The sequence below is a fragment of the Methylobacterium sp. Leaf104 genome (assembly GCF_001422885.1).
GTDB lineage: Bacteria > Pseudomonadota > Alphaproteobacteria > Rhizobiales > Beijerinckiaceae > Methylobacterium.
Map to the genome: position 1 here is coordinate 634,446 of NZ_LMMZ01000001.1, position 24,136 is coordinate 658,581.

Annotated in this window: 23 protein-coding genes and 1 tRNA gene; 14 read left to right on the forward strand and 10 right to left on the reverse strand. The window is 68.8% G+C overall.

Annotated features, from left to right (window positions below):
• Window positions 1-23: 23 nt before the first annotated feature.
• Genes ASF49_RS02960 through ASF49_RS02970 form a run of 3 tightly spaced genes read left to right on the forward strand, consistent with a single transcriptional unit; the run spans window position 24 to window position 2,601 of the window.
• The gene (locus ASF49_RS02960) at window positions 24-809 is read left to right on the forward strand and encodes a thiazole synthase (protein WP_056467359.1); all 786 of its coding nucleotides are present in this window, start codon (window positions 24-26) and stop codon (window positions 807-809) included.
• 43 nt (window positions 810-852) lie between these two features.
• Complete coding sequence (locus ASF49_RS02965; protein ID WP_056467362.1) at window positions 853-1,512, forward strand: thiamine phosphate synthase; 660 nt, start codon at window positions 853-855, stop codon at window positions 1,510-1,512.
• Between the two features lie 15 nt (window positions 1,513-1,527).
• On the forward strand, window positions 1,528-2,601 hold the full coding sequence (locus ASF49_RS02970; protein WP_056467365.1) for an NAD(P)H-dependent flavin oxidoreductase: 1,074 nt from the start codon (window positions 1,528-1,530) through the stop codon (window positions 2,599-2,601).
• Here the strand turns inward: ASF49_RS02970 and ASF49_RS02975 are convergent, their stop codons facing one another.
• From ASF49_RS02975 to map, 6 genes are all read right to left on the reverse strand, one after another.
• Window positions 2,602-3,354 (reverse strand): hypothetical protein, encoded by a 753-nt coding sequence (locus tag ASF49_RS02975; protein ID WP_056467368.1) that lies wholly within the window; start codon window positions 3,352-3,354, stop codon window positions 2,602-2,604.
• Window positions 3,355-3,385: 31 nt separating this feature from the next.
• Entirely contained in the window at window positions 3,386-4,213 is an 828-nt protein-coding gene (locus ASF49_RS02980) for a transglutaminase family protein (protein WP_056467372.1), read from the reverse strand.
• A 37-nt stretch (window positions 4,214-4,250) separates the two neighbouring features.
• Window positions 4,251-5,195, reverse strand: a complete 945-nt coding sequence (locus tag ASF49_RS02985; RefSeq protein WP_056467374.1) for an alpha-E domain-containing protein — start codon at window positions 5,193-5,195, stop codon at window positions 4,251-4,253.
• Window positions 5,196-5,323: 128 nt separating this feature from the next.
• Window positions 5,324-6,763, reverse strand: coding sequence for a circularly permuted type 2 ATP-grasp protein (locus ASF49_RS02990; RefSeq protein ID WP_056467379.1), 1,440 nt, complete (start codon window positions 6,761-6,763; stop codon window positions 5,324-5,326).
• A gap of 102 nt (window positions 6,764-6,865) precedes the next feature.
• Window positions 6,866-7,594: a RadC family protein gene (gene radC, locus ASF49_RS02995; protein ID WP_056467381.1), complete on the reverse strand. Its 729-nt coding sequence runs from the start codon at window positions 7,592-7,594 to the stop codon at window positions 6,866-6,868.
• Window positions 7,595-7,604: 10 nt separating this feature from the next.
• The gene (gene map / locus ASF49_RS03000) at window positions 7,605-8,435 is read right to left on the reverse strand and encodes a type I methionyl aminopeptidase (protein ID WP_056467382.1); all 831 of its coding nucleotides are present in this window, start codon (window positions 8,433-8,435) and stop codon (window positions 7,605-7,607) included.
• A 195-nt stretch (window positions 8,436-8,630) separates the two neighbouring features.
• Between map and ASF49_RS03005 the strand changes: the two genes are divergently transcribed.
• The 3 genes from ASF49_RS03005 to ASF49_RS03015 all read left to right on the forward strand — a co-directional run bounded on the left by ASF49_RS03005 (window position 8,631) and on the right by ASF49_RS03015 (window position 10,210).
• Window positions 8,631-8,885: a zinc-finger domain-containing protein gene (locus ASF49_RS03005; RefSeq protein ID WP_056467385.1), complete on the forward strand. Its 255-nt coding sequence runs from the start codon at window positions 8,631-8,633 to the stop codon at window positions 8,883-8,885.
• Window positions 8,886-8,902: 17 nt separating this feature from the next.
• Entirely contained in the window at window positions 8,903-10,087 is a 1,185-nt protein-coding gene (locus tag ASF49_RS03010; protein WP_056467388.1) for an FAD-dependent oxidoreductase, read from the forward strand.
• Window positions 10,088-10,124: 37 nt separating this feature from the next.
• A tRNA-Leu gene (locus ASF49_RS03015) sits at window positions 10,125-10,210 on the forward strand.
• A gap of 32 nt (window positions 10,211-10,242) precedes the next feature.
• On the opposite strand, the gene ASF49_RS03020 is transcribed toward ASF49_RS03015, so the two are convergent.
• From ASF49_RS03020 to ASF49_RS24350, 3 genes are all read right to left on the reverse strand, one after another.
• Window positions 10,243-11,112, reverse strand: a complete 870-nt coding sequence (locus ASF49_RS03020) for a DUF4336 domain-containing protein (protein WP_243214308.1) — start codon at window positions 11,110-11,112, stop codon at window positions 10,243-10,245.
• A 134-nt stretch (window positions 11,113-11,246) separates the two neighbouring features.
• Window positions 11,247-11,456: a hypothetical protein gene (locus ASF49_RS03025; RefSeq protein WP_056467393.1), complete on the reverse strand. Its 210-nt coding sequence runs from the start codon at window positions 11,454-11,456 to the stop codon at window positions 11,247-11,249.
• A 154-nt stretch (window positions 11,457-11,610) separates the two neighbouring features.
• The gene (locus tag ASF49_RS24350) at window positions 11,611-12,021 is read right to left on the reverse strand and encodes a hypothetical protein (RefSeq protein WP_082510761.1); all 411 of its coding nucleotides are present in this window, start codon (window positions 12,019-12,021) and stop codon (window positions 11,611-11,613) included.
• 291 nt (window positions 12,022-12,312) lie between these two features.
• On the opposite strand from ASF49_RS24350, the gene ASF49_RS03035 reads away from it, so the two are divergent.
• Window positions 12,313-12,750, forward strand: coding sequence for a globin family protein (locus ASF49_RS03035; protein WP_056467399.1), 438 nt, complete (start codon window positions 12,313-12,315; stop codon window positions 12,748-12,750).
• Between the two features lie 97 nt (window positions 12,751-12,847).
• Complete coding sequence (locus ASF49_RS03040; RefSeq protein WP_056467402.1) at window positions 12,848-13,480, forward strand: L,D-transpeptidase; 633 nt, start codon at window positions 12,848-12,850, stop codon at window positions 13,478-13,480.
• A 45-nt stretch (window positions 13,481-13,525) separates the two neighbouring features.
• Here ASF49_RS03040 and ASF49_RS03045 read toward each other — a convergent pair whose 3' ends face one another.
• Window positions 13,526-14,776 carry a GGDEF domain-containing protein gene (locus ASF49_RS03045; RefSeq protein ID WP_056467405.1) on the reverse strand — a complete coding sequence of 417 codons (1,251 nt, stop codon included), beginning with the start codon at window positions 14,774-14,776 and terminating at the stop codon, window positions 13,526-13,528.
• 316 nt (window positions 14,777-15,092) lie between these two features.
• On the opposite strand from ASF49_RS03045, the gene ASF49_RS03050 reads away from it, so the two are divergent.
• From ASF49_RS03050 to ASF49_RS03075, 6 genes are all read left to right on the forward strand, one after another.
• Window positions 15,093-16,571, forward strand: coding sequence for a SulP family inorganic anion transporter (locus tag ASF49_RS03050; RefSeq protein ID WP_056467408.1), 1,479 nt, complete (start codon window positions 15,093-15,095; stop codon window positions 16,569-16,571).
• Between the two features lie 202 nt (window positions 16,572-16,773).
• A complete protein-coding gene (edd, locus tag ASF49_RS03055; RefSeq protein ID WP_056467411.1) occupies window positions 16,774-18,597 on the forward strand; it encodes a phosphogluconate dehydratase in 1,824 nt (607 codons plus the stop codon).
• 32 nt (window positions 18,598-18,629) lie between these two features.
• Complete coding sequence (gene eda / locus ASF49_RS03060) at window positions 18,630-19,247, forward strand: bifunctional 4-hydroxy-2-oxoglutarate aldolase/2-dehydro-3-deoxy-phosphogluconate aldolase (RefSeq protein WP_056467414.1); 618 nt, start codon at window positions 18,630-18,632, stop codon at window positions 19,245-19,247.
• Window positions 19,248-19,475: 228 nt separating this feature from the next.
• A complete protein-coding gene (locus tag ASF49_RS03065) occupies window positions 19,476-20,753 on the forward strand; it encodes a dicarboxylate/amino acid:cation symporter (RefSeq protein WP_056467417.1) in 1,278 nt (425 codons plus the stop codon).
• Window positions 20,754-20,808: 55 nt separating this feature from the next.
• The gene (locus tag ASF49_RS03070; RefSeq protein ID WP_056467421.1) at window positions 20,809-21,711 is read left to right on the forward strand and encodes an amino acid ABC transporter substrate-binding protein; all 903 of its coding nucleotides are present in this window, start codon (window positions 20,809-20,811) and stop codon (window positions 21,709-21,711) included.
• Window positions 21,712-22,307: 596 nt separating this feature from the next.
• Window positions 22,308-23,939 (forward strand): porin, encoded by a 1,632-nt coding sequence (locus tag ASF49_RS03075; RefSeq protein ID WP_056467424.1) that lies wholly within the window; start codon window positions 22,308-22,310, stop codon window positions 23,937-23,939.
• The last annotated feature ends 197 nt before the right edge of the window (window positions 23,940-24,136 follow it).

Consider the following 24,136-nt stretch of genomic DNA (forward strand, 5'->3'; position numbering starts at 1 on the left):
ATGGGATGGCTGGGAGGCCAGGAATGACCGAGATCGCGAACGACACCGATGCTCTGGTGATCGGAGGCGTGAGCCTGGGCTCGCGCCTGTTCATCGGCACCGCCGGCTACCCGACCCAGAGCATCCTCTTCGATGCGGTGGCGGCCTGCGGGGCCGAGGTGGTCACGGCCTCGATCCGCCGCGTCTCGCTCCAGGGGCACGGCTCGGACACCCTGCGCCGGCTGAAGGGGCACCGCGTCCTGCCCAACACCGCCGGCTGCGAGACCGCCCGCGACGCGATCATGACCGCCGAACTCGCCCGCGAGGCCCTCGACACGAACTGGATCAAGGTCGAGGTCATCGGCGACCGTGAGACGCTCTATCCCGACGTGGCCGAACTGCTGGAGGCCTGCCGCCACCTCGTCGACGACGGCTTCACCGTGCTGCCCTATTGCAACGACGATCCGGTGGTCTGCCAGCGCCTCGCCGATCTCGGCTGCGCCGCCGTGATGCCCATGGGCTCGCTGATCGGCTCCGGCATGGGCGTGGCCAACCCGGCGAACCTCGAGCTGATCTGCCGGCGCTTGCCCGTGCCGGTGATCGTCGATGCCGGCATCGGCACCGCCTCCGACGCGGTGATCGCCATGGAGCTCGGCGCCGCCGGCTGCCTCCTCAACACCGCGGTCGCCAAGGCCGACGATCCCGTGCGGATGGCCCGCGCCATGCGCGCCGCCGTCCAGGCCGGCCGGGATGCCTACCTCGCTGGCCGCATCCCGAAGCGGGGCCGGGCCGAGCCGTCGAGCCCGCAACTCGGACTCGTGGGCTCGTGAACCGGCCGGCGGCCGGCGCGCCCGCTGCCGCCGGCACGCCGCGATGAGCGAGCTGCCGTCGCGGCTACTGGTGGTGACCGACAGGTCCGCGACCGACTCGCCGGACGTCGCCGCCCGGCTCCTCCACGACACCCTCGCGCGCCTCCTGCGGGCCGGCGCCCGCTGGATCTGGTTTCGCGAGCGGGACCTCGCGCCGGAGGCGCGGCGCGCGCTGGCCCGTGACGTCGTTCGCCTGGTGAAGGCCGGGGGCGGCGCGCTGACGATCGGCGCCGATGTGGCCCTCGCCGCCGAGCTCGGAGCCGACGGCGTCCATCTGCCCGGCGGAACGAATGCGGCCGAACTCGCAAAGGCCCGTCGGCGCTTGCCGGACGGCTGGATCGGAGTTTCGGCGCATGCGCCGGACGAGGTCGCGATGGCGGCGCGTGCCGGTGCAGACTACGCCACCCTCAGCCCCATCTTTCCGACCCCGAGCAAGCCGGGCTACGGTCCGGCCCTCGGGCCGGAAGCGATCCGGATCGCGACCGGATTCGGCATGCCGGTGATCGCCCTCGGGGGCATCACGGTCGATCGCGTGGAGGCCTGCCGTTCCGCCGGTGCCGCCGGCGTCGCGGTGATGGGCGCGCTGATGCGCCCCCCGGATCCGACGGCCGCGGCGCGCGCCTATCTGGCCCGCCTCGCTGCGGGATCCGGCGAGCGGAGATGAACAGGGAGCCGGCACATGTGGGGCCAGAACCGTTTCCTCGAACGCGTGCCGGTGCGGCACCCGATCATCCAGGCGCCGATGATCGGACCCAAGCCGGCGCTCGCCGCCAGCGTGAGCGCGGCGGGCGGCCTCGGCTCCCTGGCCTGCGCGGCGATGAATCCGGATGCCGTGCGCAGCGAAGCCGCGGCGATCCGGGCCAGGACGGATGCCCCGTTCAACCTCAACTTCTTCTGCCACGTGCCGGAAACGCCGGATGCGGCGTGCGACGCCGCCTGGCGCAGCCGCCTCGCGCCCTACTACGCGGAGTTCGGCCTGGATCCGGCGGCGCCGATCACCATGGCGCAGCGGGCGCCCTTCGATTCGGCGATGCTCGCGGTCGTCGCCGAGGTCCGGCCGGCGGTGGTGAGCTTCCATTTCGGCCTGCCGGAGGCGTCGCTCCTCGACCGCGTCCGGGCGCTCGGCTGCCTCGTTCTCTCGTCCGCCACCACCGTGCGGGAAGCGCGCTGGCTCGCCGAGCGCGGGGTCGACGCGATCATCGCGCAGGGAGCCGAGGCGGGCGGGCATCGCGGCCTGTTCCTCGGCAGCGATCCCGCGACGCAGGTCGGCACGATGGCGCTGGTGCCCCAGGTGGTCGACGCTGTGGACGTGCCCGTCATCGCGGCCGGGGGCATCGCCGATGCGCGTGGCATCGCCGCCGCCTTCATGCTCGGCGCTTCGGCCGTCCAGCTGGGGACAGCCTATCTCCGCTGCACGGAGGCCGGACTCTCGCTGCCGCACCGCGAGGCCCTGCGCCGGGCGCGAGACGAGGACACGACCATGACCAACGTGCTGACCGGTAAGCCCGCCCGGGGCCTCGTGAATCGCGTCATCCGCGAACTCGGCCCATTGCGGGCCGATGCGCCCGTCTTCCCCACCGCCGCCATCGGCCTCCAACCCCTTCGGATCGAGGCCGAGCGGCGCGGGTCGGGCGACTTCTCGCCTCTCTGGGCCGGCCAGGGCGCGCCGCTCGCTCGTGAAACGGAGGCGGGGTCTCTGACCATCGAGCTGGCTGAGGGCGCGCTCAAGCTCCTGGGCGGCCCGAAGGGCTGATCACTTCGCCGTCGCCGGCCCGTAGGGCGGCCGGGGGATCGCCCGGTGGGCGGCGCGCAGGGCCGCCGACCAGCGCTCGCGCAGGTCGTGGAAGTAGCTCTCGCCGGCCTCGATCCGGTGGTTCACCTCGAGGTCGAGGGCGTTGCGGCGGGCGACCGCGATGTCGATGGGCAGGCCGACGCCGAGGTTCGACCGCATCGTCGAATCCATCGAGACGAGGCCGACCTTCAGGGCGTCGTAGAGGTCGGTCTCGTACTTCACCGCCCGGTCGAGGATCGGTTTGCCGTACTTGTGCTCGCCGATCTGCAGGAAGGGCGCATCGCCGCTGCACTCGATGAAATTGCCCGCCGAGTAGATCAGGTAGAGCTTCATCGGATCGGTGCCGATCTGGCCGCCGAACAGCAGCGAGACCGAGAATCGGAGATTTGCCGCCTCGAACCCGGCCTTCTCGATCTCACGGACGCGGCGGATGGCGCGGCCGACGAGCTGCGCCGCCTGGAACATCGTCGGCGCCTCGACGAGCTTCATCTTCGGCTCGCCGGCATCGCCCTCGACCCCCTCGGCCAGCAGGCTGAGCACCGACTGGGTGATCGACAGGTTTCCGGCGGAGGCCAGCATCATCACGCGCTCGCCCGGGACGTTGAAGTGGTGCAGCTTGCGGTAGGTCGAGATGTCGTCGAGCCCGGCATTGGTCCGGGTGTCGGCGATCATCACCAGCCCTTCCTCGACGAGGACACCGACGCAGTAGGTCATGGTGCGGTCTTTCTCGCACGTCCGTCCGCGATCAGGACTGGACGGAAGCCTGTGCCTGCTCGACGCGGAGCGTCACGTCGAGTGTTTCTGTCCCGCCGCCCATGCGGCTGCCACGGATCGGTGCCGCCCCGAGATAGTCGAGGGCGACGGCCACGCGGATATGCGCCTCCGTGGTGGCGATGCCGTGGGCTGCGTCGAAGCCGATCCAGCCGAGGCCCGGCACCAGGGCTTCCGCCCAGGCATGGCCCGAGCCCTGGTCCGCGTCCCGGTCGGTATGGTGGTAGTAGCCGGACACGTAGCGCGTGGGAATCTCGAGGTGGCGCGCTGCCGCGATGAAGAGGTGGGTGACGTCCTGGCAGACGCCCTTCTCCTGCGCGAAGGCCTGGGCCGCATTGGTGCTGGCGCTGGCCGGACCCGGGACGAAGGCGACCCGCTCGTGCACGGCCGCCAGGAGCCGGTGCAGGCAGGGCAGGGGGGCCGGATCGCCGGCCGCGGCGACCTCCTGCGCGAAGGCCTGGATGGCGTCGTTGGCCAGGGCGAGGTCCGAGTCCCGCAGGTAGAACACGTCGGGCAGGCGCTCGATGGTGCCGCGCACGATGCCGTGCATCTCCAGGGTGTCGACCTCCCCGGTGACGCGGATCGACAGCGCCTCGGCCGGCTCGTCCGCCGTGAACCAGTGCACCACGTTGCCGAAGCCGTCCTCGCGCTCGCTCACGCGGCCGTCGACGGAAGGCTCGATGCGCCAGCGCCGGACATACTGCCCGTCATGGTCGCGCGGACGCAGGCGCAGGACCTGAATCAGCCCGCGGGCGGGCTGTTCGTAGGTGTAGTTGGTCTCGTGGAAGACGCGGATTCGCATGCGGCGACCTTTGCGCGGCGTCGGGCCGGGGCCGGCCCTATACCAGATATTGCTCGATGACCGCTGCGCCGAGGCGATTGTTCTCGACGATGAACTCCGTCACGAACTCGTGCAGGCCGGAGGAGAAGATGCGGTTGATGTTCTCGCCCTCCAGGCGGGCCAGGGTGTTGCTGGCCAAGCGCTGGCTCGCGCCGCGCCGCCCATAGGCGTCGGCGATGAGGTCGAGATGCTCCACCAGCATGCCGTAGCAGTTGGTGAAGGAACGCGGCATCTGCCGGTTCAGGATGAGCAGGTCGGCCACGAGCAGGGGCTTCACGCTCTCGCGGTAGACCCAGTGATAGGCGTTGAAGGCCGAGACCTCGCGCAGGATCGTGGTCCACTGGAAGTAGTCGAGGCTGCCGCCGATCTTCTCCGAGGCCGGCAGCAGGATGCGGTACTTCACGTCGAGGATGCGCGCGGTGTTGTCCGCCCGCTCGATGGCGGTGCCCAGCCGGGTGAACCAGTAGGCGTCGTTGCGCAGCATCGTCCGGTAGGCCGAGCCGTCGAAGGCGAGGGAGACTCCCTTCACCCAGTCGAGGAAGCGGGTGAACTCGTCGCGGTTGAGGTCGCGCCCCTCGTAGTTGCGCAGCTCGAGCCACGCGCCGTTGATGGCGTCCCACATCTCGGTGGTGAGCGCCGTGCGCACGCTGCGGGCGTTCTCGCGGGCGGTCTCGATGCAGGAGCGGATCGAGGACGGATTGTGCGGGCTGAAGGCGAGGAAGTCGCAGACGGTGGCTTCCGTGACGCTGTCATAGAGGGGCTTGAACACCTCCGGATCACCCGCCGAGGCCAGGGCGGAGGCCCACTCGTTGGTCTCGCCACCGCCGTAGCTCGACGGCAGGGCGGCCAGCCGCAGGGCGGCATCGAGGATGCGGGCGACGAACTCCGCCCGCTCGGCGTAGCGCGAGAGCCAGTACAGGTTGTCGGCGGTCCGGGACAGCATGGGGTTCCATCGGGACGTCGACCAGCGTCGGGAACGCAGGCCGCAGGGCTGAAAGGACTATGCCGGAGGCGGCACGGGCTTGGAAAGGCATCCGGCGCGAAAGGCCGGGCCGGATGCCCGGCGCGATCTCAGGCGTCGAGGACCCAGGTGTCCTTGGTCCCGCCGCCCTGGCTCGAATTGACGACCAGGGACCCTTCCTTCAGGGCGACCCGGGTGAGGCCGCCGGGGACGATCCGGATCTCGTCGGAGCCGCAGAGAACGAAGGGGCGCAGGTCGACGTGCCGGGGCGCGACGCCGGAGGCGACGAAGGTGGGGCAGGTGGAGAGCGCCAGGGTCGGCTGGGCGATGAAGCCGTCCGGGGCGTGCTTGAGCTTGCGCCCGAACTCCTCGATCTCGCGCTTGGTGGCGTGCGGACCCACCAGCATGCCGTAGCCGCCCGAACCGTTGACTTCCTTCACGACGAGGTCGCCGAGATTGTCCATCACGTAGGCGAAGGCATCCTTCTCGCGGCAGCGATAGGTCGGCACGTTGTGCAGGATCGGCTCCTCGCCGGTGAAGAATTTCACGATTTCCGGCATGTAGCTGTAGACCGCCTTGTCGTCGGCGATGCCGGTGCCGACCGCGTTGGCCAGTGTCACGGTTCCGCGCTCGTAGGCGTTCATGATGCCGGGGACGCCGAGCACCGAATCCGGGCGGAAGACCAGCGGATCGAGGAAGTCGTCGTCGAGGCGGCGGTACAGCACGTCGACCCGGCGCGGGCCCTCGGTCGTGCGCATGTAGACGACGTCGTCTTTGGTGAAGAGGTCCGAAGCCTCGACGAGGTCGACGCCGAGCTTGTCGGCCAGGAACGAGTGCTCGTAGAAGGCCGAGTTGTAGCGGCCGGGCGTGAGCAGGGCGACGGTGGGGTCGCGGGTGGCGGTCGACGGCGCGAGGCTGCGCAGGGTCGCCAAAAGGGCGTCCGGATAGTTCTCGACCGGAGCCACGCGGTGGCGGGAGAACAGTTCGGGGAAGAGCCGCAGCATCACCTCGCGGTTCTCCAGCATGTAGGAGACGCCGGATGGTGTCCGGGCATTGTCCTCCAGCACGAAGAAGTCGTTCTCGCCCGTGCGCACGATGTCGATGCCGGCGATGTGGACGTAGAGGTCGTGCGGCACCCGGAAGGCGCGCATCTCCATGCGGTAATGCGGGTTGCGGTAGACGAGGTCGGCCGGGATCACGCCGGCCTTGATGCATTCCTGCGCCCCGTAGATGTCCTTCAGGAACGCGTTGATGGCGGTGACGCGCTGCTTCAGGCCCCGTTCGAGGAAGCCCCATTCGGGCTTGGTGATGACGCGGGGAATGATGTCGAACGGGATCAGGCGCTCGGTGGATTCGTTCGCCCCATACACCGCGAAGGTGATGCCGATGCGCCGGAACAGCATCTCGGCCTGGCTGCGGCGGGTGTTGAAATGCTCGGGCGGCGTGGTGTCGAGCCAGTGCTTGAGGCTGTCGTAGGCTTCGCGCACGGCGGGGTTGCTCAGCGCCCCGTCGGGCAGCCCGGTCATCTCGTCGAATGCAGCGAGCGCCATTCGCGTCTCCCCCTTGAACACCGTTCTTGTCTAGGCAAGAGGCGCGCCAGCGACCGGAGATCGACGCCTGCGCGCACCGCCCTTGCGTGTACGGTAGCACGTTCAGATCAACTTCAAGCCCTTGAAGCTCGCATGTCCTTCGCGACCCAGGATGATGTGATCGTGGATGACGATGCCGAGGGGGTCCAGCACGCTCACGATCTCGCGCGTCATCCGGATGTCGGCCGCCGAGGGCGTCGGATCGCCGGAGGGATGGTTGTGGGCGAGGATGATGGCGGTGGCCGAGAGTTCGAGGGCCCGGCGCGCCACCTCGCGGGGATAGACCGGCGTGTGATCGACGGTGCCCCGTCCCTGGACCTCGTCGGCGATGAGGTGGTTGCGACGGTCCAGGAACAGCACGCGGAACTGTTCGCGCGCGGCGAAGGCCATGGTGGCGCGACAATATTCGAGGACGGCGCCCCACGAGGAGAGCAGGGGGCGTGCGGCTATGGCACCGCGGGCCAGCCGGTGCCCTGCCGCTTCGATGAGCTTCAGGTCGGCGATGACCCCGGGACCGATGCCTTCAATTTCAGCAAGTCGCGCGGGTTCGGCGCTCAGGACCTCGGCAAAGCTGCCGAAGCGCCCGATCAGCGCCTTGGCGAGGGGCTTCACGTCGCGGCGCGGGATCGCCCGGAACAGAGCGAGCTCGAGCAATTCATAGTCCGGCAGGGCGTCGGCGCCGCCCTGGGCGAAGCGGGCGCGCAGGCGGTCGCGATGGCCGAGATAGTGCGGGTCCGCCTCCTTCGGTGCCTCGTCCGGACGGTCGGGAGCGGACGGCGGCCGGGCGGTCATGGGAGGCGGATCAGCCGGCGGTGGGTGCAGGCTGGTGCAGGCCCTTCGGCGACAGGGTGAAGATCTCCGCCCCTGTCTCCGTCACCGCGACGGTGTGTTCGAACTGCGCCGAGAGCGAGCGGTCCCGGGTCACCGCGGTCCAGCCGTCGGACAGCACCTTCACGGCGGGACGGCCGAGATTGATCATCGGCTCCACGGTGAAGAACTGGCCGGGCTGGAACTTCACGTCGTAGCTCGGCTCGACGTAGTGCAGGATGGTGGGCGCATCGTGATAGGTGCGCCCGAGGCCGTGCCCGCAGAAGTCGCGCACCACGGAGCAGCGCTCCGCCTCGGCATAGGTCTGGATCGCCCGCCCGATATCCGTGGTCGAGCCGCCCGGCCTGATCGCGGCGATGCCGCGCATCAGGCACTCGTGGGTGATCTCGCACAGGCGCTGCGCCTTGCGCGGAACGTCGCCGACATAGGCCATCCGGCTCGAGTCGCCGTGCCAGCCATCCACCATGAGGCAGATGTCGAGGTTGACGATGTCGCCCTCGCGCAGGGGCTTGTCGTTCGGGATGCCGTGGCAGACCACATGGTTGATCGAGGTGCAGATCGACTTCGGATAGCCGCGGTAGAGCAGCGAGGCCGGATAGGCGCCGTGATCCATCGCGAAGGTGTAGGCGAGCTTGTCGAGATGTTCGGTGGTGACGCCCGGGGCGGTCGCCTCCATCAGGACGTCGAGGGCCTCGGCCGTCAGCCGGCCGGCCCTGCGCATGCCCTCGAACGCGTCCGGTCCGTGAATCGGCGGCTGGGGCGCGCGGCGTCCGCTCTCGGACACGGCCTGTTCGTTCTGGGTCATGGGGGCGTTTCGCGGAGGGCACCGGGGCGGGGTCGCACCTTATGTATGGTGAGGCGCGCGTGAGGCCAACCCTTGGCACGCGCCACACTAGGCTTGGGCCGGGGGAGCGGCTAGAGACGGTTCCCGGCAGACCCCGGCAACACGGATGCCCGCCCGAGGACGCGTCTTCGGCGGGCCGGCAGGCAGGACGAGGCGATGGCTGACAAAGCGGTCCCGCATTTCCACAACGAGCCCGGCGTGGCGGTGATCCACGTCGGTTCGAAGGAGTTCATGTGCATCGGGGCCAAGCCCCCGTTCGATCATCCGCACATCTTCCTCGACATGGGCACGGACGACGAGACCATCTGCCAGTACTGCTCGACGCTGTTCCGCTACCGGCCGACCCTAGCGGCCGGCAACGCCGACCCGGCGATCTGTGTCTGGGACGACCGGACCCCGGCCGCCGCCTGAGTCGGCGCGGCGGCCCCGTGCCGGCCCTGGACATCGCCATCGTCGGCGCGGGAATCGGCGGCCTGACGGCCGCGCTCACCCTCGACGCCGCCGGCCATTCCGTCACCCTGATCGAGCGCCGCACCGGATTCAGCGAGGTCGGGGCCGGGATCCAGCTCTCGCCCAATGCGAGCCGGGTGCTGATCGGTCTCGGGCTCGGCGCGGCGCTGCGGCGCGCGGCCAGCGAGCCGCCGGCCGTGGTCGTGCGCGCTCTGCGAAGCGGCGGGATCATCGGCGGTGTCGCCCTCGGTGCCGGCCTGCGCGAGCGCTTCGGTGCGCCCTACTACGTCATCCACCGGGCCGACCTGCAGACCCTGCTCCTCGACGCGGTGCGCGGCCGGCCCGGCATCAGGCTCCTCGTCGGGCGCGACGTCACCGCCCTGGCCGAGCGGCCGGACGGCATCGACCTGACCCTGGAGAGCGGTGCCGGGACACGGACCGAGCTCTTCTCGGCCGATCTCGTCGTCGGGGCCGACGGCGTCCGCTCGCGCCTGCGGGGCCACCTCGACGGGCAGGACCTGCGCTCCGGCCGCGCCGCGGCGTGGCGGGCGATCGTGCCGCACGAGGCGCTGCCGCCGGAACTCGACGGAGACGCCACCGGTCTCTGGCTCGGGCCGGCACGGCACGTGGTGCATTATCCGATCCGGGGTGGTCAGCACGTCAACGTGGTGGCGGTGATCCCGGAGCGCACGGGCAGCCAGGGCTGGGGCCAACTCGGCGAGCCGGCCGTGCTGCGCGCCCGCTTCCGCGATGCCGCCGCGCCCCTCGCCGCTCTTCTGGCCGTCCCGGATTCCTGGCTGGTCTGGTCGCTGGAGGATCGCGGTGCGGCCCGTCCCATGGCGCGCGGCCGGCTCGTGCTGATCGGCGATGCCGCCCATCCCATCCTTCCATTCCTCGCCCAGGGCGCCGCCCTGGCGATCGAGGACGCGGCGATCCTCGCCCAGGTGCTGACCGACGAGGGCGCCGAACCCGGCATGGCGCTGGCCCGTTACGCCGCCCTTCGGACGAAGCGGGTCCGCCAGGTCCGCCGGGCCGCTCGCGCCAACGGCCGGACCTACCACGCCGGTCCGTTCGTCGGCGCGATCCGCAACGCGATGATGCGCCGCCTCGGTCCCGATGGCATGAACCAGCGCTACGCATGGCTCTACGGCTGGACGCCTTGATCTGCGACGGCCGCCCCGCTACCGCTGGTCACGGCATGCGGACGTGGCGAAACCGGTAGACGCACGAGACTTAAAATCTTGCGGCCTTTGGCTGTGCGGGTTCGAGTCCCGCCGTCCGCACCATTCCCGCGACGGTCGCGTCCGGGTTGCGATCTTCAGCGCCGTGCCCGTCGAATATAGGCGATCAGCCCGAGTGCGCCGATGACGGCCAAGCCGGCGAGTGCCGTCGCGTTCGAGGCCTGCGGGCCGACGGCTCCGCCCGACCGGACGCGCCGACCTTCCGCGGAGTGTCCTCCGAGGATCCAGGCGAGCGAGCGTCGCAACTCGCGCGCGGAGTCGCGATCGAACCATTGGCCATGGGCGAAGATGACTCGGGCCGGCTCGAAGGCCACGAGGCGCTGGGCCGCCTCGAGCGTGTCCCGATAATTCGTGCGCAGGAGAAGCCGGAGGTAGAGCGGCGCCTTGCCGTCCGGCGCGACGATCCCGAGCAGGCGCGCGAGGGCGCGCGCGAAGACCGGCAGGAGGTCCCCTTCCAGATTGATGACGAGGTCCGTCAGCAGGAGTGTCCGGCTCGGTCGATGATAGAGGCAGACCTCCTTGAACACCGGACCGGCGATCAGAACCTGATCGATCTCGTTCGCCCAGGCACGGGGTGGCGTATCGGTCAGTTCGGCGTCGATCACCACGCCCGAGCGACGGACCTGTCCGCGATCCTCGAGTCCCGGCACCGCCCAGGTGATCGCGTTCGGGCAGGCCGTCTGCCAATCCTCGAGGAACATCCAGTGGCCCATGCTCGGTGCCACGAGGTGACCGATGCGGCCCAGCCCTTCGAGGGCGCGCTGCAGTTCGGGGTGGTGGGCCACCGGCGAATGCAGCAGCAACTCGCCGCCGGCGAGCCGGAGAACCGTCATCCGGAGGGGCAGCGGGATGCCGCCCGCGTGGATGGGGGCCGCGTCGACGATCCAAACACCGTCGGCAACCGGCTTGGGGATATTCAGGGGCGGATAGCTGAGGTCATGCGCCAAGGTCCCGGTCTCCGAGTCTGCCACCATCTGACCGGAGAACGCCGTCGCGAAAGCGAGGGGTCCCAAGCGCGATTTCGATCACGCCCGCGAAGAGTCCCTACGCGTCGATCCCCGGATGTCCGAGCCGTCTGATCTCAAGGGTGGCCGGAGCCGCCATCCGGTTCGCGGTCGGAGGGCAGGGCGGAGATCAGGGCGTCGAGGGCGAGGGCCATCCGGTCCGGCAGATCGGCGCCGACCGGAGGCGGGAACGAGAGAGCCAGGGCGCGGTCGACCCCGATCCGAAACGGACTTCGATTACAGTTGTCGGGGCGCGGAAAGCACAGGGAGGAGTATTCGAGGTCCATCTCATCGGTCGGCTACGGCGCCGTTCGCTGACGGATAGCGTGTCTATCCGCGAACCAAGGCAACGCGGCCCGGTCATGACGGTTGCGGCGGCCCGATCCACTGATGCGCGGCGAGGCCGTCGGATTGCCCGTGCGGCCTCGCGCAGCGATCCCGTTACCAGCCGCCGCGCCAGTGCGGCCGGTCGCAATCCCTCCGGTAGCCATACCCGGCCCGACGATAGCCGTAATGGCCGAAGTCGTCGTCGTAGGCCCGGACGGCGCGCGGGCTGCGGTAGCCCGGAGGTTCGTCGTACTCGTAGCTGTGCATGACGGGCGCCGGCCGATAGCGCACCACCGGGGCCTCCTCCTCGTATCCATAGGCCGGTGCGGGCCGTCCGTAGCCGTATCCGTATCCAGGGGCCGCGTGTGCCTCGGAGACGGCGGCGCCGAGGAGGGCTCCCGCCGCCAGGCCACCGATGACGCCGGCCGCGATCGCGCCGCCACTGCCGCGGGCCTGCGCCGCCGGTGATCCGAACGTGCCCAGAGCCACCAGTGCAGCGGCTGTCAGTGCTGCCAATTTCGTCATCGCCCATCCCCTGTTGCGTCGAGGAGGCCGGCATCGTGCCCGGTCTCGGTGGCCCAGTCGGTGATCTTCCGGCTGTCGAAGAACAGATTGACAGGGCGGCGCTGCACCCATGCTGAAGCTTGTTGGCAGGATCCGTTCAGCTTCGCGAAGTCGGTACGGCTTCGGACGCAAGAACCTGAGGTGACGGCCTTCCTGCTGGACGCGGCCGTTTTTCCTTGAGAGATGCTGTGGCCGGCGCAACAACGGGTGTGAGCGCCCCGGCGCGCCCGTTCCTCCCATACAGAGTCCCGCATGACCCCGGATCAAGTCACCCTCGTCCAGGACAGCTTCGCCAAGGTGCGGCCGATCGCCGATACGGCGGCCGACCTGTTCTACGGGCGCCTGTTCGAGATCGCGCCCGAGGTCCGGTCGATGTTTCCCGAAGACATGCGCGAGCAGAAGAAGAAGCTGATGACGATGCTCGGGCTCGCGGTGACCAATCTCCACAAGCCCGACATGGTGGTTCCGGCCCTGCAGACCCTGGGCCGCCAGCACGTCTCCTTCGGCACCCAGGCCGCCCATTACGAGCCGGTGGGCTCCGCCCTGCTCTGGACCCTCGAGCAGGGGCTGGGTCCGGACTTCACGCCCGAGGTCCGTGACGCCTGGGTGGAAACCTACGGCCTGGTCGCGCGCGTGATGAAGGCGGCCGCCGCGGAGGTCCGGCGCCCTGAGGCCGCTCCGGGTGCCTGATCCAGGGTCTGCGCAGTCCAGCCATCCGCCCGGGTGGAACCAACGCGCGCCACAAGCGTAGGCGTTCGAATTTGATCCGTTCGGCCAAAGGGATACGATGCGCTTCCGTCTGACGTCCGTCCTCCCCGGACTTGCTGTGGCGACGATTCTGGCCTGCCCCGCTTGGGCGGACATCCTGATCGCCGTCGACAAGGACGCCCAGCGCATGACCGTCACGGTCGATGGGCAGACGCGCTACGACTGGCCGGTCTCGACGGGCGTCGACGGCTATGACACGCCGACCGGGAACCATCGCCCGTTCCGGATGGAGCGCACGCATTTCTCGCGTGAATTCGACGATGCGCCGATGCCGAACGCGATCTTCTTCACCGGCCAGGGCCACGCCATCCACGGCACGAACCACACCCGGCGCCTCGGCAGCGCGGCCTCGCATGGCTGCGTTCGGCTCGCACCGAAGAATGCCGCGACCCTGTTCAGTCTCGTCAAGGCACAGGGTATGGGCCGGACGCGCGTCGTCATCGACGGCAGGACGGTCATGGCTTCGCGACGCCGCCGTGGCGAAGACGATGGCGTGATGTCGGCCGGGATGCAGATGGGGCGCGAGCCCTATGGGCGCGCCTACCGGCCGGTGGCCGTTGCGCGGCCGGTTCAACGCCGGGCTCCCGTCTATGATGTGCGCGATCCGGCCGGCTACGGCGACGCCGACTTCGTCAGCGACGGTCTCGACTGACCCCATCCGGGGCTGCGCCGCGGACCTGCCGCGGAGACCCTATCGTCACCCGAGCGCGCTGGCCGGAACCAGATCGGAGTTGGCCGATGCTGGGGAGAGGCGTGCGGACTCAACACGATTTCGGCCGCCGCGCTTGGCGCAGTACAGGGCGTCGTCGGCCGCCTTCAGAAGATCGGCGGCGCCGATGCCGAGGGCGCCGAGGCTGCCATGCGCCGCCGCCACGCCGATGCTCACCGTGACGTAGGCGCCGTCCGGCAATCCTGGATGCGGATAGGCAAGGCGCTCGATTGCCCGCCGCAGGCTCTCCCCGATCGCGGTCGCCCGCACCGGCTCGACGCCGGACAGGAAGAGAATGAACTCCTCTCCGCCGTAACGTGCCAGCTGAGCGCCGTGGAGGGCCGCTTCCGTCTCGAGGGCCTGCGCGACTTGCCTCAGGCAGCGGTCGCCCGCCGGATGTCCGGCCGTATCGTTCAGGCGCTTGAAGGCGTCGATGTCGATGAGGGCGAGCATCACCCAGCCGCCCTCGTGGGAGGCCTCGGCCCAGCCCGTCTGCAGGCGCGCAGTGGCACTCCGCCTGTTGCGCAGTCCGGTGAGACTGTCGGTCTCGGACAGGATCGTCAGGCGCGCATTGGCGGCAGCGAGATCCACGTCGCGGGCCGACTTCTCGAGAGTGAGCAGGAAGGCCTCCTTGCAGGTCCATTCGCGTGAATAGGCGAGTTTGATCGGCACGAGGGTGAGCCCGGCGATCAGCAGCGGCAGGCCCGTCGCCTCGCTGCGCGGCAGAACGAAGCCGACGACGTAGGTCGCATAGAGGCCGAAGGCACTGCCGCAGAGGACGAGGCTGTGCCGGAACGACAGGGGCGCGATCATGCCCACGGCCATCGGTACGATCACCGCGAGGATTAGGTAGGTATCCGCGTGAGCGGCGGGTGCGATCCGGGCGCTGTTCAGGACGATGGCCATGTCGAGCAGCGCAATGCCCGCCACGATCCCGGCCTGCCGCCGGGCGCTGGTGAGGCCGTGCAGCGCCAGGATCGCCAGCAGGCCGGACGGCAGGAACACACCCAGGGTGAGGAAGGCCGGAACCGCGAAGCGATCGGGGCCGAACTGATCGAAATCCATCTTCAACGAGATCACGTTGAAGACCATGAAGACCAGCAGCCAGGACTGGATGTAGGTGGCCCGGGACCGGCGGGTCGTCTCCGCGAACCGGGATTCGAGGTCCGCCGGCAGGCGCAGGCGATACCACGGCCTCTGGCGGGCCGCCTCAATCAGGCTGGGAGTGGATTCGGGCATAGGCTCGGTTTACCGACGACCCCGGGACCTTATGCCAGCCCTGCTTGCAGGTGCGTAAACGGTTGCAGCGTCTACGAGGCGGCCAGTCCCGTCTTGCCGACGCCTTCCATTGCATCGTCGCACAATCCTGCTAAGACCCGAACCATGTTGAAGGATCGAGCCAGATTGTACGCCCGGCCTACGCCGCCGTAGCCGCTCTCCCCGACGCCCGTCTGTTCCTCGAGACACCGTCATGCCCGGCCCGCACAGGTGCCGGGATTCCCGCTCGATTCCCCTCTGCCCAACCTGCGCGGGGACGATTGGATGTCTGTCACCCATGTCCCTGACGAACCTGCGGAGCCAGTGGGCTCCCGATATCACGCGCGAGATCCTGGCCGGCACCGTGGTCGCCCTGGCCCTGATTCCGGAGGCCATAGCCTTCTCGCTCATCGCAGGGGTCGATCCGAAGGTCGGCCTCTACGCCTCGTTCTGTATCGCGGTGATCACCGCCTTCGCGGGTGGTCGACCCGCGATGATCTCCGCCGCCACCGGGGCGATGGCCCTGGTGATGGTCAGCCTCGTCAAGGAGCACGGCCTCGGCCATCTCTTCGCCGCGACGATCCTGACGGGGCTCCTGCAGATCGCGGCCGGCGCCCTCCGGCTCGGCAATCTGATGCGTTTCGTCTCGCGCTCCGTGGTCACCGGCTTCGTCAACGCCCTGGCGATCCTCATCTTCCTCGCACAGATGCCCGAACTGATCGGGCAGGGGACCACCGTCTATCTCATGACGGCCGTCGGCCTCGGGCTGATCTACGGTCTCCCCTACATCACCAGGGCGGTGCCATCGCCGCTCATCACCATCCTGGTCCTGACCGCTTTCTCGATGGCCATGGGCCTGCCGATCCACAAGGTCGGCGACATGGGGGCTCTCCCCACCGAACTCCCGGTCTTCGCCCTGCCGCAGGTGCCGCTCACCTGGGAGACGCTGCGAATCATCCTGCCCTACGCGCTGACGCTGACCATGGTCGGCCTGCTGGAGAGCCTGATGACCGCGGCGATCCTCGACGAGATGACCGATACCGGCTCGGACAAGAACCGGGAATGTGCCGGTCAGGGCCTCGCCAATATCGGCGCCGGCCTGTTCGGCGGGATGGCGGGCTGCGCCATGATCGGCCAGTCGGTGATCAATGTCTCCTCCGGCGGTCGCGGCCGCCTCTCGACGCTCTGGGCCGGGGCGTTCCTGCTCTTCCTGATCGTGGTGCTCGGGCCGTACGTGGCGCAGATTCCCATGGCGGCGCTGGTGGCGGTGATGATCATGGTCTCGATCAACACCTTCCAATGGGGGTCGCTCAAGACCCTCCTGACGCATCCGAAGAGCTCAAGCCTCGTCATGGTCGGGACCGTCGCCGTGGTGGTGGCGACCCACGATCTCGCCAAGGGCGTCCTGTTCGGCGTGGTGCTCAGCGGCCTGTTCTTCGCCCACAAGGTCACCCGCTACTTCTCGGTGTCCTCGGAGCGGAGCGGCACGGTGAGGACCTACCGCGTCACCGGGCAGATCTTCTTCGCCACGGCGGAGGCCTTCCACGGCGCCTTCGACTTTCGGGAGGCCGGGCTGACGGGGATCGTCGTCGACCTGACGGCCGCCCATTTCTGGGACATCACCGCCGTCAACGCCCTGGACCGGGTGGTCCTGAAATTTCGCCGCCACGGCATCGGGGTCGAACTCGTCGGCATGAACGATGCCACGGCCACGATGGTGGAACGCCTCGGCACCCATCACAAGCCCGGTGCGGCCCTGGCGGCCGGCGGTCACTGAGGCGTAGGCTGGCCCGCGACCTGCAGCGGAGGCGGGCCAGCACGGCGCCCAGTCGCCATTGACCGCGGGTGGCCGGAATCGAGATCAGGCCCACGTCATCGCGCCGCTGTCGCGCTGGCGCGGTAGATTGTTGCTGGCGGGACCCGCCGCACCCGGCGCGAGTTGGGAGCGGGCTTCGCCTGGACGCGAGGAGAGATTGGCCATGAGCGCGCTTCATCCGGAAATCGCCGCCGTCACGGCGCGCGTGATCGAACGCTCCGGACCGACCCGGAAGGCCTATCTCGACCTGATCGCGCGGGAGCGGGACTCGGGCGTCCACCGCCCGATGCTCAATTGCGGCAACCTCGCCCACGGCTTCGCGGCCTCGGGAGAGGACAAGGCGGTCATCAAGTCCGGCCGGGCGATGAACATGGCCATCGTCACCGCCTACAACGACATGCTCTCGGCGCATCAGCCCTATGGCCGCTACCCCGAGCAGATGAAGCTGTTCGCGCGGGAGGTCGGCGCCACCGCGCAGGTGGCCGGCGGCGTGCCGGCCATGTGCGACGGCGTCACCCAGGGTCAGCGCGGCATGGAACTGTCGCTCTTCTCGCGCGACACCATCGCGCTCTCGACCGCTGTGGCGCTCAGCCACGGCATGTTCGACGGCGCGGCCTTGCTCGGCATCTGCGACAAGATCGTTCCGGGCCTGCTCATCGGCGCGCTCCGCTTCGGCCACCTGCCGATGATCCTGATCCCGGCCGGACCGATGCCCTCGGGGCTGGCCAACAAGGAGAAGCAGCGCATCCGCCAGCTCTATGCCGAGGGCAAGGTCGGCCGCGACGAGCTGCTCGAGAGCGAATCGGCCTCCTATCACGGTGCCGGCACCTGCACCTTCTACGGCACCGCCAACTCGAACCAGATGATGATGGATGTGATGGGCGTGCACATGCCCGGCGCCTCCTTCATCAATCCGGGCACCAAGCTGCGCCAGGCCGTCACGCGCGCGGCGGTCCACCGCCTCTCCGAGATCGGCGCCGACGGCAACGACTACCGGCCCCTCGGCCGCTGCATCGACGAGAAGGCGATCGTCAACGCGGTGGTCGGCCTGCTGGCCACGGGTGGTTCGACCAACCACGCCATCCACCTGCCCGCCATCGCGCGGGCCGCCGGCATCGTCCTGGATTGGGCGGATTTCGACCGGCTCTCGGCGGTGGTGCCGCAGGTCGCCAAGGTCTACCCGAACGGCTCGGGCGACGTGAACCACTTCCATGCGGCCGGCGGGATGTCCTACGTCATCGCCAGCCTGATCGATGCCGGGCTGCTGCACGACGACATCCTAACAGTGGCCGGCACGCGCCTGCGCGATCACGCCCGCGACCCGAAGCTCATCGATGACGAACTCGTCTTCGAGGATGCGCCCGAGCGCTCGCACGACGAGACCATCCTGCGCAGCCCCGCCAATGCCTTCCAGCCCGATGGCGGCATGCGGCTGGTGAAGGGCAATCTCGGCCGGGCCACCTTCAAGACCAGTGCCGTCGATCCCGCGCGCTGGACGATCCAGGCGCCGGCGCGCGTCTTCGACGACCAGGACGACGTCATGGCGGCCTTCAAGGCGGGCGAGCTGGAACGCGACGTCGTGGTGGTGGTGCGCTTCCAGGGGCCGCGGGCCAACGGCATGCCCGAGTTGCACAAGCTCACCCCGCAACTCGGCGTGCTGCAGGACCGCGGCTTCCGCGTTGCCCTGGTCACGGACGGGCGGATGTCCGGCGCCTCCGGCAAGGTGCCGGCGGCGATCCATCTCAGCCCCGAAGCCCTCGGCGGCGGTCCCCTCGCCCGGATCCGCGACGGCGACGTGGTGCGTCTCAGCGCGGAGGACGGTTCCCTGGAAGCCCTCGTCGATCCGGCCGAGTGGGAAGCCCGGGCGGAGGCCACCGCGCCGCCGCCGGCCCTCGGTACCGGGCGCGAGCTCTTCGCCTTCATGCGCCACGGCGCCGACGGGGCCGAGCAGGGTGCCTCCGCCATGCTCGCTGCCGCCGGCCTCTGATCCCACCGCCTCCGCTGCCAAGGACGCTGCCCATGACCTCCATCGACGCCCTGATGCGCTCCGTTCCCGTCATCCCGGTGCTGGTGGTGGAGGATGTCGCCCACGCCGAACCGATCGCCCGCGCCCTGGTTTCAGGCGGGCTGACCGCGTTGGAGGTCACCCTGCGCACGCCGGCGGCCCTGGACGTCATCCGTGCCATGTCGCGGGTCGACGGCGCCGTGGTCGGCGCCGGTACGGTGCTGAACGCGCGCGACCTTGATGCCGCCCTGGAGGCGGGCGCGCGCTTCATCGTGAGCCCCGGCCTGACCGATCCCTTGACCCGCGCCGCCCTCGCGCGCGGTGTGCCCTATCTGCCGGGCGTCGCGAATGCGGCCGACATCATGCGCGGCCTCGACCATGGCCTCGACCGGTTCAAGTTCTTTCCCGCCGAAGCCGCCGGCGGCATCAAGGCGCTGAAGGCGCTCGCCGGCCCCTTCGGCCAGGTTCGATTCTGTCCGACCGGCGGCATCTCGGAGGCGACCGCGCCGGATTGGCTCGCCCTGAAGCCGGTGCTCTGCGTCGGCGGAAGCTGGGTCGTCCCACCCGGAGCGCCCGAGACCGATCTGATCCGGCGCTCGGCCGAGGCCGCGGCCCGCCTGCGAGCGGCCTGAGGAGCCTCACGCGGATGGGCGCCCACGAAGGCCCTGCTTGATTGTGGCCGGAAAAAGGCTAGCCTCCCCCTGACGAGCGCCTGGAAGGGCACGTTCCGGTCCGGGACTTAATCCCCTGGCCGGCTTCGTGATCTCGAGCCTGGCATGCCTCGTGCAGTACCGGTCCGATGGAACCAGGCTTCTGGTTCCCGGCGCGGGGCGTCGTCGGGTGCGGCGGTGGGGGAAGCGATGCAGTCCAGGCTCACCACGTACATCTTCATCGGCATGCTGCTCGGGATTGCCGTCGGCTATCTCTGCAACATCACCTGGCCGGATCCGCAGACCTCGAAGGAGATCTCCGGATACATCGCGCTGATCAGCGACGTCTTCCTGCGCCTGATCAAGATGATCATCGCCCCGCTTGTCTTCTCCACCCTCGTCGTCGGCATCGCCCACATGGGCGACACTGCTTCGGTCGGCCGCGTCGGCGGCAAGGCGATGCTGTGGTTCGTCGGCGCTTCGCTCTGCTCGTTGCTCCTCGGCCTCGTGATGGTCAACATCCTCCGGCCCGGCGACAACCTGAACCTGCCGCTCCCCGATGCCGGCGCCACCACGAACCTCAAGGCCGCTTCGCTGTCCCTGAAGGAGTTCGTCACCCACCTCGTGCCGAAGAGCCCGGTCGAGGCGATGGCCAACAACGAGATCCTGCAGATCGTGGTGTTCTCGATCTTCTTCGGCGTGGCCCTGGCCGCGCTCGGCGAGAAGGGCAAGCTCCTCGCGCAGGGCATCGAGGGCCTCGCCGACGTGATGCTCAAGATCACCGGCTACGTCATGGGCTTCGCGCCGATCGCCGTGTTCGCGGCCATCGCGGCCACCATCACCACCCAGGGCATCGGCGTACTCGTCACCTACGGCAAGTTCATGCTGGAGTTCTACGTCAGCCTGGCCCTGCTCTGGTGCCTGCTCGCCTTCGTCGGATTCCTGCTGGTCGGATCGGCGATGAAGCGCCTCCTCGACCTCATCAAGGAGCCGTTCCTGCTGGCCTTCTCCACCGCATCGAGCGAGGCGGCCTATCCGAAGACCCTGACCAACCTCGAGCGCTTCGGGGTTCCGAACAAGATCACCTCGTTCGTGCTGCCGATGGGCTATTCGTTCAATCTCGACGGGTCGATGATGTACTGCACCTTCGCGGTGATGTTCATCGCCCAGGCCTACAACATTCCCCTGACGCTCGGGCAGCAGCTCACGATGCTCCTGCTCCTGATGGTGACCTCGAAGGGCATGGCCGGCGTGCCGCGCGCCTCCCTGGTCGTCATCTCCGCGACGCTGACCACCTTTCAGATTCCGGAAGCGGGCCTGCTCCTCATCATCGGCATCGACCAGTTCCTCGACATGGGACGCTCGGCCACCAACGTCCTCGGCAACAGCGTGGCCACCGTGGCCGTGGCCAAGTGGGAGGGGCAGTTGACGCTGTCCGACCAGCGCCTGGACCGCGACGTCAGCCCCCTGCCGGAGCCGGCGGAGTAGCGATCGCGCGCGGCAGCGGGCGCTGCCCGGGTTCAGGTTCGTGTCGAGGTCGCACATGCCAGCACGTCGCGTCATCATCGGGGTACTGGCGGGAATCGGCCTGATGGCCGGAGCCGGCTCGGCTCGGGCGATCGACGTGCTCGCCGGTACGCTGAAGATCATCAGCGAGACAGGCACCGTGCGCCTCGGCTATCGCGAGAGCTCCCTGCCGTTCTCTTTCAAGGACTCGGCCGGCCGGCCGGTCGGCTACGCCCTCGACCTCTGCCTGGAAGTCGTAGACGACATCGGCAAGGAGCTGGGGCGCAACGATCTGAAGGTTCTGTACGAGCCCGTCACCTCGGAGACGCGGATCGAGGCTGTCACGTCCGGCCGGATCGACCTCGAATGCGGATCGACCACGGCCAATGCCGAGCGGCGAAAGCTGGTGGGCTTCTCGCCCGTCACCTATTTCAGCGCCACCAAGCTGCTGGTGAAGCGCGGCGCACCGGTGGGTTCGTTCCGCGATCTGGCCGGGCGGACGGTGGCGGTCACCGCCGGGACCACCAACGAGGGCGTCCTGCGTGCCCTCTTCGCTCGTCTGGGCATTCCCGCCACCATCGTCACCGGCCATGACCACGCCGAATCGTTCGCCATGGTCCGGGATGGGCGCGCCGACGCTCTCGGGCTGGACGACGTCCTGCTCTACGGCCTGATCGCCGCTGCCGGCCCCGATGGCTCGGCCTACACCGTGCTCCCCGACAAGCTGTCGTTCGAGCCCTACGGGTTGATGTTCCGCAAGGACGACCCGCAGTTCGCCGGCCTCGTGACTGCGACCTTCCAGCGCCTCGCCGAATCCCGTGAACTGCGCTGGATCTACGAGCGCTGGTTCCTCAAGCGCCTGCCCACCGGCATCCGCCTCAACGTGCCGATGTCGGACGAGCTTCACACCAATTTTCAGGTGATCGGCCTCCAGGATTGACGATGGCGTCGGACGGACGATGAACGGGACCGGCTCGCGGGATCGATCCTAATCCGCCGAGGACAGGATTAGTCGATTCGGTGTCTTGGACAGGCAGTGGCGAAACGCGGACCGGGCTCGGTGATCCCCTGCGCTCCTGCCTAGCCCTTTGGGCGCCGATGCGCCTCGGCCTGCCGCAATCATGACCAGCGCCGGTCGAGATCAACGGCCTCATACGCGGCTGCGATGTGTCATAGATCACGGATTATTCCGTATTTCCTGAGACTTGCCGCGACATCGGGGCTCTTCGGCCCGGCTGCCCGACGCCACGTCGGCCTGGAAAACCTGCCCTCGGAACAGTCACTTAGCCACCTGCCGAACGTTGCAACGCCGCAACAGCGCCCCGGAACCGCCACGCCGATCACGATTCCGAGTTGCCGCCGGGAACCCGCTCGCACAGAGTGATCGTGCACTGGGGGCAACGCCAGGGCAGCAAGACAATTTCCAGCGGTCAACGCTCGGTCATTCAAGAACAAAGGGCCACGCGACACCGGGATCCATAGAGATCCTGGGCGTAGTAAGCCTTCCCTCGGGTCTCGAAGCTTTTGGAGATATCAATGAAGCTCTTGAAGAGCTCGCTTCTCGCCTCCGCGGCAGGGTTTGCCGCGGTCGCCGGAGCACAGGCAGCCGACCTCCCGGTCAAGAAGGCTGTTCCGATCGAATACGTCCGCGTATGCTCTGCCTATGGCGCCGGCTTCTTCTATATCCCGGGCACCGACACCTGCATCCGTCTCTCGGGCCGCGCCCGCCTCGACGTCGGCTACCAGCCGACTTCTGCCCGGTCCTCGCAGGGTTCGCAGGGCGACACCACCGGTTACATCGGCCTCGCCCGCATCAACGTCGATGCCCGCACGCAGACCGCCTACGGCACCCTGCGCGCCTTCGTGCGTCTCCAGTTCTCTTCGCGCACCGGCGCCACCGGCGGTCTCCGCTCCGGCACCCAGGAGCGCATTGGCAACGCCTTCGCCGCCACGGGCCAGGACCAGAACGGTCGCGTCCAGCAGTTCGTGAACACCGACAAGGCGTTCATCCAGTTCGCCGGCCTGACCGCTGGTCGCGCCTCTTCGTTCTTCGACTTCTACGCCCACGACTTCGAGTTCGCCGGCGCCACCGCCAACTCCGACGTGCAGTCCACCAACCTGCTCGCCTACACGAGCAAGCTCGGCAGCAGCGGCCTCTCGGCCACGGTCTCGCTGGAAGACCCGTCCTTCCGCCGTAACTGGATCAATTCGCAGGAATCGACGACCGTCGGCGCCCCCTCTCGCGTTCTGATCTCGACGGATGCGAACGGCATCCCGACCTTCTCGACGGTGGACGTCTCTCAGCGTAACCGCATGCCCGACTTCGTCGGCGTTCTGCGCTACGACGCCGCCTGGGGTTCTGCGCAGCTCTCCGCTGCGGTCAAGGAGCTTAACACCAGCCACATCATCGGTAATCCGACAGTCCTTGGTGCGGCGACGGGCTTCGCCCCGGGCCTCATCGGTCCCGGCCCGTCCGCTTCGAGCGAGTACGGCTGGGCCGTGCAGGCTGGCGTGAAGATCAACATGCCCTTCATCGCCCCGGGCGACACCCTGTACCTGCAGGGCGCCTACGGCGAGGGCGCGACCCTCTACACCGGCTACTCTTCGTACAACGGCAGCTACACCCGGGCAGCGAGCACCATCAACGGTCCTGGCTTCGACCCCTACATGGCCGATGCCACGCTGAACCCGCTGACGGGTAAGATCGAGCTGTCCAACAGCTGGACCGTCACCGCTGCCTACCTGCACTACTGGTCGCCCGAGTGGCGCTCGGCCGTGTTCGGCAGCTACGGCGAGATGGCCTTCGCTCGTGGTGCTCGCGAGGCGAACGCTCTCGCGTACGGCAATTCCGGTAGCGTGAACCTCAACACGTTCCTTGGTGCGCCGGGGACCCGCTCGTTCGCTCTCAGCCCGGTGCTGCGTGATAACAACCAGTTCGTTGCCGGTGGCAGCCTGATCTGGTCGCCGGTCAAGGACCTCGATATCGGTGTCGAGGGCTTCTACACCCGTGTCGCTCTGCAGAACGGCCGTGTGATCGACCAGTACAGCAACGGCGTCCTGACGGCCGCTACGGTGAACACCCTGACCGCTGCCCAGGCGGCCGGTCTGCGCACCGTCACCTCCGCGGACACCTTCCAGATCCGCGGCCGCGTCCAGCGCGACTTCTAAGCCGACGGAACGGCGCGATCCGGGCTCCTCGTGAGCCCGGATCTTCATGGATCCGACACTTCGAGACATGCGATTTGGCCCGGCTGAAAAGTCGGGCCTTTTTGCGTGGGCACCCCTCTCGCTGCGCCAAGGGTTGGGGCGGAAACTACGCAGCGTGGGCCAACGGCACGGGGTTTGCCAGGGGCAGGCGCGTTGCC